This is a genomic window from Flavobacterium hercynium, from assembly GCF_002217285.1.
In the GTDB taxonomy this organism is placed as follows: Bacteria; Bacteroidota; Bacteroidia; order Flavobacteriales; family Flavobacteriaceae; genus Flavobacterium; species Flavobacterium hercynium.
Genome location: NZ_MUGW01000008.1, coordinates 247,719 through 261,111, shown reverse-complemented (window position 1 = coordinate 261,111; position 13,393 = coordinate 247,719). Strand labels below are relative to the sequence as shown.

The 13,393-nt window shown below is 34.4% G+C and carries 8 protein-coding genes; 1 reads left to right on the top strand and 7 read right to left on the bottom strand.

The window, feature by feature from the left end; genetic code table 11:
- Window positions 1-5: 5 nt before the first annotated feature.
- The 3 genes from B0A66_RS23070 to B0A66_RS03985 form a co-directional block, all read right to left on the bottom strand.
- Window positions 6-269: a hypothetical protein gene (locus B0A66_RS23070; protein WP_089048557.1), complete on the bottom strand. Its 264-nt coding sequence runs from the start codon at window positions 267-269 to the stop codon at window positions 6-8.
- A gap of 174 nt (window positions 270-443) precedes the next feature.
- The gene (locus B0A66_RS03990) at window positions 444-1,241 is read right to left on the bottom strand and encodes a LytR/AlgR family response regulator transcription factor (protein ID WP_089048556.1); all 798 of its coding nucleotides are present in this window, start codon (window positions 1,239-1,241) and stop codon (window positions 444-446) included.
- Window positions 1,242-1,501: 260 nt separating this feature from the next.
- Window positions 1,502-3,043, bottom strand: a complete 1,542-nt coding sequence (locus B0A66_RS03985) for a glycine--tRNA ligase (protein ID WP_089048555.1) — start codon at window positions 3,041-3,043, stop codon at window positions 1,502-1,504.
- A gap of 98 nt (window positions 3,044-3,141) precedes the next feature.
- Here B0A66_RS03985 and B0A66_RS03980 point away from each other — a divergent pair, with 98 nt between their 5' ends.
- Complete coding sequence (locus B0A66_RS03980; protein WP_089048554.1) at window positions 3,142-3,825, top strand: ComF family protein; 684 nt, start codon at window positions 3,142-3,144, stop codon at window positions 3,823-3,825.
- Window positions 3,826-3,842: 17 nt separating this feature from the next.
- On the opposite strand, the gene B0A66_RS03975 is transcribed toward B0A66_RS03980, so the two are convergent.
- From B0A66_RS03975 to B0A66_RS03955, 4 genes are all read right to left on the bottom strand, one after another.
- Window positions 3,843-6,515: a zinc-dependent metalloprotease gene (locus B0A66_RS03975; protein WP_089048553.1), complete on the bottom strand. Its 2,673-nt coding sequence runs from the start codon at window positions 6,513-6,515 to the stop codon at window positions 3,843-3,845.
- Between the two features lie 256 nt (window positions 6,516-6,771).
- Entirely contained in the window at window positions 6,772-7,896 is a 1,125-nt protein-coding gene (locus B0A66_RS03970; RefSeq protein ID WP_089048552.1) for a phosphatidylinositol-specific phospholipase C, read from the bottom strand.
- A gap of 888 nt (window positions 7,897-8,784) precedes the next feature.
- Window positions 8,785-10,062, bottom strand: coding sequence for a hypothetical protein (locus tag B0A66_RS03965; protein WP_089048551.1), 1,278 nt, complete (start codon window positions 10,060-10,062; stop codon window positions 8,785-8,787).
- 475 nt (window positions 10,063-10,537) lie between these two features.
- Window positions 10,538-13,213 carry a zinc-dependent metalloprotease gene (locus B0A66_RS03955; protein ID WP_089048549.1) on the bottom strand — a complete coding sequence of 892 codons (2,676 nt, stop codon included), beginning with the start codon at window positions 13,211-13,213 and terminating at the stop codon, window positions 10,538-10,540.
- Window positions 13,214-13,393: the final 180 nt, after the last annotated feature.

Below are 13,393 nucleotides of genomic sequence, written 5' to 3'. Positions count from 1 at the left end.
AAAATTTAATCTTGTTTTTTGTTCAATCCTAAAGACTGATTGACATTTGCTTCTATATTTAAAGCACTGCTACGCACAAAAGTCTGTGCATTTGTATCATATAAATCAACCTTTTTAGTCTGACCTCCTGTTACGCTGCCAGTTCCATTACCTTCTCTTTCTCTTAACGCCGGCTGATTGTTATCAATAGACATTATTTCAGGAGTTGTAAATGAAGTTGCTACCATTACTAAAGAAAATAATCCGAATGTTAAAGCTGCTTTTTTCATAATCTTAGTGTTTTGTTTTTGATAAATTTGAGTTTGGGGTAGTGATTGCTTTGTGCTAATCACAGTGTAAAACTACATCGTCAATCAAAAAAAGTTACACAAAAAAAGCAGTTTATGGTAGATCATGCCCAATTGATAGTCAGTGAACGTCAAATCCATGTAAACGCCTAATTTTTAGACTTCTAAGTAATTTCCAGCATTAAAATCGCTAATTATTATATCAACATTTGGTTTGTAGGTTTTAGAAAATGGAATCTTTTTATGGGAGTTTTTGATGTAACATACTGAGTTCCCGTTATGAATCCTCGAAATATAATTTCGATTGATGATGTAACTGTTGTGAATTCGAATAAAAGGATAAGGCAATACACTCTCAAAATGCTTTAATGTTTTGAATGCAGTAATCATTTCACCGGACTTTAGATAAATATCGGTAGAGTTATTATCTGCCTGAAAATAGCAAATTTCAGCTGTGTTTATATATCGATAATCTCCGTATGATTTAATGCCTAAAACAAACGGTTTCTCCCCAATTTCAGCCGGTTGCTTTGCAGGGATTAATGAAGAAACAATTTCACTTCTGATTTCTGCCAATGTTGTCCTGTCCAGCTTCATAATGACTTTAAGCAAATCGACTTCTAAAACAGGTTTTAACAGATAATCAAAAACACCATACTGAATAGCATCAAAAGCCAAATCTTTGTTCAGGGTAGTAATTATAATTTTAGGAATAACAGCAAGATAGCGATATAATTCGCTTATAAGAGAAAGTGATAAATTACTTGAGGCATCCTTGGGCTTAATCTCCAGAAAAATAATAGAAGGTGCATGTTCCAATACCAGATTTATTCCCTGCTGAAAATCCACAGCCGATCCGACAAAAGTTAGTTCTGAATACCTTCCTGCAATCGTTTTGGTTTTCAGAATACTTTCAGCATCATCATCAATAATAATGTATGAATATTTTTTCAATATTATTTTCCTTGATTTTTCGTTAATTTCTTCCAGCTACTCCTTAGCTGTATTAATTGTTTTGAAAAATTATCTGCTGGTAAAAGCAATTAAATTTAATCATTTGAAATTACTCCAAAGTCACATTGTTGCAATTTTCCGACAAAATATTGACTAATAGGGACGAAATACAAATATCATCGACAAAATACATAATTTAGAATAAAAAAGTCCCAAACTCCTAATGGAATTTGGGACTTGAATTGTATTATTTCTAAAGGCTACATTTTCATCAACCAGTTTTTCATCGAAACTTCGTTTTCGATAATGTTTCTTAATTCAGAAATCTTAACGCGATCTTGTTTCATTGTATCTCTATGACGAATTGTTACTGTTTCATCTTCAATAGTTTGATGATCTACAGTGATACAAAACGGTGTTCCAAGTGCATCTTGTCTTCTGTAACGACGACCCACTGCATCTTTTTCATCATACGACACATTAAAATCCCATTTAAGATCTTCGATGATTTTTTTAGATATTTCAGGTAATCCGTCTTTCTTCACTAATGGCAGGACAGCCGCTTTTGTTGGCGCTAAAACAGCAGGCAATTTAAGTACTGTTCTTGTAGAACCGTCTTCTAATGTTTCTTCTTGTAATGAAGTTGCAAAAACAGCGAGGAACATACGATCTAAACCTACTGAAGTTTCTACTACATACGGCACGTAGTTTTGATTTAATTCAGCATCAAAATATTGTAATTTTCTTCCTGAGTATTCTTCGTGCGCTTTTAAATCGAAATCAGTACGCGAGTGAATTCCTTCTAATTCCTTAAATCCAAAAGGAAAATTGAACTCGATATCTGCAGCAGCATTGGCATAATGTGCTAATTTTTCGTGATCATGAAAACGGTAATTCTCTTTTCCTAACCCCAAAGATAAGTGCCAGTTCAAACGTGTTGTTTTCCAGTGTTCGTACCATTGCATTTCTTCTCCCGGACGTACAAAAAACTGCATTTCCATTTGTTCGAATTCACGCATACGGAAAATAAATTGTCTTGCTACAATTTCATTTCTAAACGCTTTTCCGGTTTGGGCAATTCCAAAAGGAACTTTCATTCTGCCTGACTTTTGTACATTGGCAAAATTCACAAAAATACCCTGAGCTGTTTCCGGACGTAAATATAAATCCATTGCAGAATCTGCAGAAGCTCCTAATTTTGTTCCGAACATTAAATTGAACTGACGTACTTCTGTCCAGTTTTTAGAACCTGTTTCAGGATCTGCAATTTCCAGCTCTTCGATTAACGCTTTTACATCGTCAAGATCTCCGGCGCCCAAAGAGCGTCCTAATCTTTCACGAATTTCTTTTTCTTTTGCAAGGTATTCTACAACACGCGCATTGGTTGTAATAAATTCCTGCTCATTAAAAGCATCTCCAAAACGTTCTTTTGCTTTTTCGATTTCTTTTTTGGCTTTCAGATTGATTTTTTCAGCAAAATCTTCTACCAAAACGTCTGCTCTATATCTTTTTTTAGAATCTTTGTTGTCAATTAACGGGTCATTGAAGGCATCAACGTGACCTGAAGCTTTCCAGGTTGTTGGGTGCATCAATATGGCAGCATCAAGGCCGACAATATTTTCATTCATCTGAACCATTGATTTCCACCAATATTCACGAATATTCTTTTTTAACTCGACACCATTTTGTGCATAATCATACACTGCACTCAATCCATCGTATACTTCGCTTGACGGAAAAATAAATCCGTACTCTTTTGCGTGCGAAACCACATTCTTAAATATATCTTCTTGTTTTGCCATAGTGATGCAAAAATATAAAAAGTCCCTTTAAAAAAAAGAAAAATAATAAAGTTTGCAAGATTGTTTTGGTTAGATTTGTAACTATATTCTTTCTGTTTGTGTTTAAATCAATTATTGACCTCTTTTTTCCTAAGGTTTGTGCCGGTTGTCACTCTCTTTTATTAACCAACGAAACTGTTTTGTGCACAGTTTGCCGTCATGAAATTCCACTTACTCAATATCATCTTGATGCTAACAATGAAGCTGTAAAAAAGTTTTATGGCAAAATTGACATTGAACACGCTTCTGCTTTTTTGTACTATAATAAAAAAGGGATTGTACAGGAACTTATTCATAATCTTAAATACAAAGGTCACCAGCAAATTGGAACTGTTTTGGGAGAATGGTATGTTGAAGATTTAAAAAACATACTTTTAAAAACACCTTTCGATGCCGTAATTCCGGTTCCCCTTCATCCAAAAAAGTATAAGAAACGCGGTTACAATCAGGTCACAACTTTTGGAAAAGCTTTATCTAGAGGTTTAGATATTCCATATCAAGATACCGTTTTGTACCGTAAAAAACACTCGAAAACACAATCTCAAAAAAGTTTACTTGGAAGGTCTGAGAATATTGAAGATATATTCGACGTAATCGATTCTGAAAAAAGCCAGAATAAGCATTTTCTATTAATCGACGATGTTCTCACCACTGGGGCAACTTTAGAAGCCTGCTGTCGTGCCTTGCTTAAAATTCCGGGAATCAAGATCAGTATCGCCTGTATGGCAATAGCACATTCGTAAAAATGACTACAGCAACGTTAGTATACTACTATTTTCTTTACTGTTCTGTGACCTCCATCTACAATTGTTAACAGATAAAGTCCGGCTGAAACATTCTTTAACTCAATTTTCTGGAAGAAATTAGAAACGTTTTGGAAAGTATCGGTATAGACACTTTTTCCTAAAATATCATGAAGGTATATTTTTATGTCTTCTTTAGACTGCGTTTTAAATTGTATGGTAAAAGCTCCTTTGTTGGGATTTGGAAAAATAGCAAAACTCAAATCTTCTTCTTTAGGATCTGATGTACCTAATTTAAAAGTCTGGTTACACAAATTCAAAGAAACCGCATTCATAACACCAAAACTACCCGCAACATTATCTCGTACTCTAAACGTCCATGCTCCTTCCGGATTTTCACCATTAAATGCGCTCAGCCAACCCACTGGCATTACCACTTGAGTTGTGGTTTTACTACAATCAAAATTTCCTCCTGCATCATCAAACTGTACGACTAAAGTACCATTTGTAGCGCAATCCTTATTATACAACGACACTGTTGTGCCACTTGGACTTACCATTTCCATTTCAAGATCAGATAATCTCGAGTGTGTTACATTTACTGATACGTTAACATCGGCTAAAGTTCCTGTTGATGCCGGTACAGTTACTGTTTTTTCGGTAAAGGTATTTCCAAAAGGTATGTTGTAAGAAGCTCCAAAACTATAGGTTTCACAAACAGTTGAAGATACATAACCAATCGCGAAAGGTTTTAGGTTAATAGCATAATAAATATTTCCAAAAGGTTCTACCAAAACTCTGCAATTGGTAGATGGTGTTATATCTTCCGGAACTTTAACAATTTCTGAACCATCATTGGGTGTATTGGCTGCTAAAATTATGGGGAATGTTATACCTCCGTCTGTAGAAAGTTTTATATTTACATTGGATGATCCTTGCAACATATTCGTGCTGTTAACGTTCCAGGTTACACTTTCGTTAGATCCTAAATCCCAGCTTAAATCGGAACTGTTTTGTGATGTTATCGAAAATGGTCCTGCTTGCGACGATACATTAACCATCATTTCGTCTGTATTCGTCTGAGCTGTTCCCAAAGCAGCATTGTCCCGCGCGGTTAAACTAAAATTCAACGTTCTTGCAATTGACGAAACGGATTCCCATCTTGTTGTTAGTCTGTTTTGTAATACTGAATTTAAGGCTGGCATATAGCGAACCGGAGATTTACCCGGATTAAAGGATCTGAACAATGGACCATCCGGCTTTGTAGCATAGGCAACACTATTACTCCCTGAAGTTGATGCTGCGCTATCATTCTGCTCCCACGTAAAACTCAATTGATCATTTTCAGGATCTGAACCTGTTCCGGTCAAAATAAATGGGGTACTTATTGGAATAGTAAAGTTGCCACCTGCGCTCACCACAGGAGGATTGTTGGTTAATGCTAAATTGGTAACACAGGGTTTATTCGCAAGATTTGTCTGAATTTGAAAAATACTTGCATACGCAAAATAATCATCAGAATCGGATTGAACATCAAAACCCTCTGTTATACCGGCATATCCCATGATCGTAGAACCACTTCCCGGCTCAACACTTGTTCCGGTTCCTTCGATATCGTGCGAAAAAGTATGTGTAGCTCCTAACTGATGCCCCATTTCATGCGCTACAAAGTTGATATCAAAATTATCTCCTTCCGGTTTGCCATCTGAAGGCGAAGTATAAGCACTGCCTTTTCCTAAAGGATCATTTGTTGTTGGGCTGATACAAACACAACCGATACATCCTGCATTTCCTCCACCGCCTGTAGCACCAAATAAATGTCCGATATCATAATTGGCTTCTCCAATTACATTTTTTATTGTATTCTGAACTTCTGTTGCCCATGCTCCATTAACTCCTACATTCGCATTGGAATAAGGATCTGTTGTTGCGTTGGTATAAATTAGGATATCATTATTAGCAATTAAAACTAACTCTACTGCTAAATCTTTATTAAAAACAGCATTTACCCTTGTCATTGTAGCATTCATAGCCGATAATGCCGCTACTTTGGTACCTCCAAAATATTGTGCATATTCACCTGTACAGGATAATGCCAATCGCATTTTTTTAAAGACCTTAGTATTCGAACTTGTTTTTGCTGTTTTCGAATTGGTAGTATTTTGACCTGATGCAACTGTACTGCATACCAATTTATTGGTATTTGTTTTATTTTTAGATGTAAACAAAACATATTCTGTTTTGTCTTCGGGATTTGTTTCTATAAATTCTGTTGGTTTATCGACACGAAAAACGATAGTCTGGATTCCGAGTGGAGATACACTAAAATGAATTTTAGCTCCTGAATCATCCAGACCATTTCCCTGATAGGATCTTATTTCCGGATATTTTGCTTGTAGTTCCGGATCAAAATTAGAAGATTCCCAAACTGCATATCGCTCTAAAACACCGTCAGCATTTGGAATTGTAACTTCTGTAATATTGCTTTTGGCATATTTACTAGTAGTAGAGGCCAATTTTATTTGCAGAAAATCAGTATTCAATTTATAATACAATTTTTCTGCAGCTCCTGAATTAACTCTGCTCGTCAGGTCTGATTTTGAAAAAGATTGTTTCCATAATGCATCACTTTGTGCATTGATTTTGACACAACAAAAAATAATCAATAAAAAAAGTAGTTGTCTTTTCATAATCAGAGTCCATTTAATAAATCAAAAATAAACTAATTAAATTAATTTTTTAAGTTAAGAATCATTTAATAGATTAATTCTGAAAAAAAATGGGTATTGATGACGCTTTGACCGCTTCAATTATATAATTTATTTTTTTTATATGATTATCAATTTGATAATACAGCCGCTACAAGGATAAACAAAAGCAGCAGCAAAAAAAGTTTTTGCTGCTGCTTTGTATTTAACACTATCTTTTTTCTGTAGTTACTCAATTTTAAAATTCATCGCATTCTACAAAATCAACAGGATCACCTTGAAAAATATTTTTGTTAACAATAGTCTTACTTAATGACTCATCAATAAAATCTAAAATACAAACACCGAAACCAGATTGTGGACTTTTAGTTTTAGCCACATAAGAATTAAGTTTTGGGTTTACATAAGTGCTTACACTTCTTACATTAGGAATCCTGCCAAACATTTTTTTATATCCACTGTAAAAATTAAGAAATAATTCGTTTTTGTTCGTTGAGTTTCCTGCCCGAGCCATTTGTTTTTTACTATTATTCACTTTATCATCTGTGTAAGTAACAATATATGCATCTTGAACATTAAATGAATAATTGTTATTTCTAATTATGAAATTTTCACTATCATCCATCCATCCATAAGCAGCACTGTAACCTGCTTCATCAAATCCGCCAAATCTTTTAATCAATACTATCTTTCCCCTAACATCCTTTAAATAAGGAAATCCATTATTGTTTTTGTATACTCTGTCCCAAAATTTATTATTAGAAAAGTAGGATCTCAAAAGTCTTTGAAATTCGGCCAAACTGTCTTTATCATCTTCTTTTTTTATAGATAAAAAAATGAACTCAGATGGATTTTCGCTTAAAAATTTCTCGACTACAGTTAAAACATCATACAATGTTTGCTTTTGATCTGCGATGCCATGATAAATAACTAACTTGTTTTTTACAATTTTACAACGTATATCCAAAAATCTAACCCCCATATTAAGTTGCGCTGTAATATTATAGTTTTGTGTTTTACCTGCATTTTGAAGTCCAATCGGTCCTGCTTTATAATCAAATAGAGCACCTGAGTTATGTGTACCCGGAATGGTCATTTTTGTTATATCAGTGTAGTTAGGTATTCTTTCCATCCATTTTTTTAAAGAATAGTAGTTAGTAAATTTTTTTCCTGTATTCGATTTTTCTTCTGCCGGTACTTCTTCTTTTGGTTTTTCGACTGAGGTATTAACTGATTCCACCTCATCATTAGAGCAGGAAACCATGCTAATACTTAAAGCAATTATCATTAAAGATTTCATGCCTTTACTTTGACCAATTAAATTCCAACACCTTCCGGCAAGATTCTGTACTGTTTTCTTCATAAAAAATTTTATTTAAAATAGTGCCTACTCTTTTTCGGGTTTTCGGCTTAGCCCCATAAAAAATTCATTACCACAAAAGCATGTTCTTTTCATGCAGTGTTGAAACAATACTTTTCATACAAATAAACTATAGTTTAATACACAAACAACAAACTGCTATACAACACTATAACAAAATCAGTATAGTTCAAACTACCTTTTGAATCAGAACCTAACGTACTTAAAGTACCCGAAAGATTATAAGTAACAAACTGAAGTTTCCAATGATTAAGAGTAAAGCAAACATTAAAAACAATTCTATTTTTATCTTAGGAAAAATAAAAAATCCTTTTTTTTAATCTTCATCTGTTATTTCATTTGGTACCGCTTCGTGGCAAAATTCCTCAGACAGAATTGAGTCTTCTGCCACGAACCATGTACCTCTCAAAAAAATAGTCATTAATGGAAATAACATTTTTAAAGTATTTATTTTTTCATGCGTTTGTTAACTTTATCGAAAAGCAAACATAATTGAAAACAGAGAAAAAATATTTTTTTCACCTAGCAAGATCGGACTTATTTTTATTGCTATTTTTCAGTTAAAAAATTTCAGAACAGAGCAAAAAATTACACAATAAAAATTGATTTTTTAAATAAAAAAAACAATAAACAAAGGCTTTACACTGTTTTTTCACTTAACCGCTTTATGATAAATATTTACCTTTTAAAAGAATTGAATACATTACAAAATGCACTGCAAAAAACAGTACGCAGGTAAAGGAATTCAGCTGTAAACAAAATTGATAAAACCCATTGATTATGGCACTTTATTTTGGCATCCTGCATAATGAGTTGGTTTCTAATTTTTTAAGTAAAATCGAGATCTTACTCTTAATTTTCACTTTAACATTACATCACTTTGTCTAAAGCATAAGCCATAAGATTATGTAAAAACTTTTCTTGATCTGTATCAATAGTAGTCCCACTAATAGTTGAATGAAGATGAACATCTTCATCCCAAAAAAATATAACGCTATTATGTATTCCTGTAATAAGAACTCTCGGATTACTTCCATTAGATGCAAGCAAAGTAACATTAGCTGGTAACTGACTAGCTCTTAAAAGTGCTGAATTATCATGACCCGTTTGCACTGTAATGTTAGTACTATTGCCAAATAGGCCATTGTTGATGCTATTAGTATTGGTCGTAGCCGCTCTCGATACACCGTATGAAAAAGTTCCAGTAAAACCAAATGCAGTAAGTAAATTATTTGAATCTGTACCTTCTAAGTGTACAAACACTACTCCGCCTGCATCTGCATAAGCTTTAACTTTCGCAACATTAGCAGCACTCCTTACCGCTTTTCCTACACTAATCACATCATAATTAGCTAATAACTGTGCTACAGTAAGATTGGATAAGATACTTGAAATATTTGTGAATGTAAATCCTTTTACTTTATTGTACGTTCCTCTAAGACCGTAATTTGCAGTGGCATTAAGTTGTGAATTAAATGTGGTAAAACTAGACCCACCCATAACATAACTTCCATAATAGCCTAAACGTACATTACCAGGATTTACAGTAATCGTATTAGCACAATTTAAACCCAGATTATCCCAAGTACCGGTAAGGGTTCCTTTATCAGTTGGGGTTCCCGTAAAACCATAAGCAATGGTAAGTGATTGACCAGCGTTTATAGTCGCAGCAGTCGGCGAAACTGATGCAACGCTTATACCGCTTACGCCACTCAAAGCTAAATCACTGGTCTGAAAGGTTAGAGGCTTAGAAGTGACTGCTCCATTATTGGTAATCGTAATACTAAATGTTGCTCCGGAAAGTGCTTTTCCTTTTTCAAAAGTTCCTGCAAAACCAGGGATACTGCAATCAACAGCTAAATAATTAATTGGCGCTTCTACAGCTACACAATTTGACCATAAGGTACCATCAAAAAATTTAATACATTTGTCTGTAGAGTCATACATCACGGTTCCCTCTGCAATGGTTCCTCCCTGAGGATTTATCATATTGGCGGTATCTGCGTTTGTGGGTAAAACTAGTCCAAAAGTATTTGTTAAAGGTCGGTTTATATCGAGGGCTCCTCTGGGTGTTGGTGTCCCCATACCGGTTTGCGCCAGGATGAAAGTGCTAAGTAACGGCATTAGTAAAGTGTAAAGTTTTTTCATGTAGTTTCGTTTTTTGTTTAAACAATACTGTTTCAAACCTTTACTCTTTCAAAATTAAGTAATGGTGCAAAAAAGTATTATTCTCCCTGTTAATATTAAATTTACAGAGACAAAACTAATTTTTAGAAAAAACTCAAAACGTCGTATTAATATCAGATCAAGACATTTTTATCTTTATTTAATGAAGTTAAAATTGTACGATTTTCAATATCAAAGTGTTGTTCTTTTTAAGAACCTATTTTTGCAATACAAAAGGAATAAAATTAATAACATTGCTTTTTTTATAAAATTAGACTAGCCCAAATTTAATTGGAAAGACGGGCTTAATATTTTTTTACTAATATGAAAAGGCTTTTTTTAGTACCTCTTCTCTACAATACAATTAAAAACCCATTCGTGAGAACACTTCATTGGACATTCTGACAAATACGTTCACTAAATTCATTTAATTGTCGAGTATTGTGTTGCGAAAGCATTAATACACTACAATTTTTTTTACCATTTTCTGACTACCGTCAATTACCGTTACCAAATAAACTCCTGCTGAAAGTCCCGGTAAGTTAATTTTTTGAGAAAAATAGAAACTGCTTTCGAAAGTATCTGCATATACATTTTTACCAAAAGCATCATGCACATAAACTTTGACTCCATGTAAAGACTGGGTATATAATTCAACCGTAAAACTGCCTTTATTAGGATTTGGATACACCGCAAAAGCAGTATTCTCCAACTCTGGCTTAGTTTCTTCTATTGGTATCTCTGATGTACAAATTACTAAAGAAGCAGTATTTACCCTTCCGCTGTAACCAAGATACCTGTCAACAATTCTAAATGTCCACACTCCCTCCGGGTTCTCAGCCTTAAATATTTCTAAAACATCAACAGGCAAAACAACCTGTCTTGTACTATCATAACAATCTAAATCAATACCGAAATCATCAAAAACCAGCTCCAGAATATCATTTTTAGCATCACAATTTTCTTGAAACAGTTTCACTTTTGTACCCTGAGGACTTACTATTTCTATTTCAAGATCTGAAGATCTTTGATGTTTTAAACTAACAGCAACACTTATATTTTCTATTTTTCCTTTTAAAGGCGGTACAGCAACGGTACGCTCCGTAAAACGATTGTTGATAGGAATAGTAAAAGAATCAAAAGTATAGGAATTGCAAATTACCGGTGCTTTGTAACCAATTGAAAATGATCTGCTGTTAACTGCATAATAAATGTTTCCGCTTGGTTCTACTAAAATCCTGCATTTTAGAGAAGTAGGTATATTAGTAGGAGTTACAATGAGTCTTGAACCGTCATTTGGTGTATTTGATGCTAAAATAATTGGATAAGTAAGTCCTCCATCTATAGATAATTTAATATTTACTGCGGAAGAACCTTGGAGCTTATCTGTATTATTAACGTCCCAAGTTACCAGCTGACTCGAACCTTTCTCCCAATTTATATCATCCCTATTTTGAGACGTTACTACAAATGGTCCTGCCTCAGCACTAACATTTACGATCATCTCATCTGCACTTGTCTGAGCCATTCCTAACGCGGCATTATTTCTTGCAGTTATACTAAAATGCAATGTTCTTGAAACAGATGAAACGGATTCCCAGTTGGTACTCAATTTGTTTTGAAGAACTGCCCTTAAAGCTGGCATGTATCGAACAGGAGATACACCAGGATATACTGATCTGAATAGCGGACCATCCGGTTTAGCAGGGTATGCAAAACTATCATCAGCATCTGTAGTAATTGCAGGATCATTTTGTTCCCAGGTATAGGTAAGTTGACTTCCTGCAGAAGAAGAACCTGTTCCTTTTAAAACAAATGGTGTATTTATCGGAATGGTATAATCAGTACCTGCATCTACTAGTGGAGGAGCATCTGTTAAATTTATATTTTGAGAACATGTTTTGCCTGCAAGTTTATTTTGAATCTGCAGTATACTGGCATGAGAAAAATAATCATCTGGTTCTTCTTGCAAATCATATTTCCTGGTTACTCCTGCATAACTCATTATAGTAGAACCGCTAGCAGGTTCATTAGACGTACTAGTTCCATTAATTTGATAAGAGTAAGCATGAGACGCACCTAATTGATGGCCTATTTCATGCGTTACCATAAGATCAAAAGAATCACCTTTTGGCGCTCTCTTCCCTGCTGTTGATGAACAGGCAGCAGCTTTTCCAAAAGAACCACCCGGCGCCGGGCTATTACACACTGCTCCTACAGTGGCAAGTCCTCCACCTCCAGAAAGTCCAAATAAATGTCCGATATCATAATTAGCCTCACCTATTTCAGCTGTCATAGTTTGCTGAACTTCATTCACCCAAACCCGTCGAATCCTCCAACTTGTAGCGTCAGAATAAGGATCTGTCATTGGATCGGTGTAAATTACTGCATCGGTATTGGCAATTAAAACCAACTCCATAGATAAATCTTTGTTCAGAATAGCATTTACTCTTGTCAGGGTAGCATTCATTCCTGCCAAAGCCCCCTCTTTTGTACCTCCAAAATACTGAGCATATTCTCCGGTACAGGATAATGCCAGTCTGAATTTTTTAAAAACTCCCGTATCTACTGATCCCTTCGCTGTCGTAACTAAATTATCTATATTCGTATCTGCATCAAGTGTTTCACAAGTTATGCCATCAGAACTATCATTGTTTTCAGCACTAAATAAAACGTACTCGTTTTTACTTTTAGCATGCACCTCAACATACTCGTTGGGTTTATCCTCACGAGATACCATGACTTGCATTCCGATTGGCGCAAAGCTAAAATGAATTTTAGCTGTTTTATCATCTACACCACGTCCTTGATAGGATTTAATATCCGGATATTTTGCCTGCAGTTCCGGTTCAAAATTGGAAGATTCCCAAACTGTAAATTTTTCAAAAGCTCCGTCTAGATCTGGAATTGTAATTTCATAAGATCCACTGCCAGATTTTTTAGCTGTTACCGAAGAAAGCTTTTTCTTTAATAAATCTACATCTAAATTATAATAGAACTTACCTGATGTTTTATCGCTTGCATTTTTATCTGAAACAGTACTTCCAGTTACTTTTTGCCACAAATCAGTATGTTGAGCCTGTATTTGGAGACAATAAAACGTAAGTACTAAAAAAAGTAACTTCTTTTTCATATTTGGAAATTTAGGATCTCCAAAATTAAAACGAATTACTATCAAATTACCTTTCAATACTATTAGTAGAGGACATATCAATGAGTTATATCCTATAATCAATCTAAAAAAATCAATTTTGGTTAGTCTAAAATTAAAAACCCGTTGATCAGAAAACCGTATTTAGGCATTCCGATCAAT

Excerpts from the sequence above, each read along its gene's own strand:
- B0A66_RS03985 (WP_089048555.1), bottom strand. The coding sequence starts at position 3,043 with ATGGCAAAACAAGAAGATATATTTAAGAATGTGGTTTCGCACGCAAAA.
- B0A66_RS03970 (WP_089048552.1), bottom strand. The coding sequence starts at position 7,896 with ATGAAGAAAACAGTACAGAATCTTGCCGGAAGGTGTTGGAATTTAATT.
- B0A66_RS03965 (WP_089048551.1), bottom strand. The coding sequence starts at position 10,062 with ATGAAAAAACTTTACACTTTACTAATGCCGTTACTTAGCACTTTCATC.
- B0A66_RS03955 (WP_089048549.1), bottom strand. The coding sequence starts at position 13,213 with ATGAAAAAGAAGTTACTTTTTTTAGTACTTACGTTTTATTGTCTCCAA.
- B0A66_RS03975 (WP_089048553.1), bottom strand. The coding sequence starts at position 6,515 with ATGAAAAGACAACTACTTTTTTTATTGATTATTTTTTGTTGTGTCAAA.
- B0A66_RS23070 (WP_089048557.1), bottom strand. The coding sequence starts at position 269 with ATGAAAAAAGCAGCTTTAACATTCGGATTATTTTCTTTAGTAATGGTA.